Annotated in this window: 1 protein-coding gene; it reads right to left on the reverse strand. The window is 37.3% G+C overall.

Annotated elements, in window-relative coordinates:
• Positions 1 to 260 (reverse strand): hypothetical protein (locus DM444_RS23740; RefSeq protein ID WP_204251637.1); only part of this gene is annotated, 260 nt, incomplete at both ends.

Consider the following 260-nt stretch of genomic DNA (forward strand, 5'->3'; position numbering starts at 1 on the left):
TGCAAAACTAAAAATTCTTTTTGTCTCCTGCAAGAAAAACCTAAAAAAAATTGAAACTTTTTTTTCGTCCCATTTTTTCGTTTTTTTCTCCCAGTCTGTCAATGAACTTTCCCCGTTTTGCGGGGTGCAAATGTAAAAGCTTTTTTCAAATTCCGCAAGCTTTTCCGAATCTTTTTTCAGAAAATTTCTTTCCCTCCGATTCTTCTTTCCTGCCAGTATTTCGATGAGCGCCTTTCGCTGTTGCGGGTGCAAAAGTAGAA

Origin of the sequence: Flavobacterium ginsenosidimutans (genome assembly GCF_003254625.1) — a bacterium.
GTDB lineage: Bacteria > Bacteroidota > Bacteroidia > Flavobacteriales > Flavobacteriaceae > Flavobacterium > Flavobacterium ginsenosidimutans.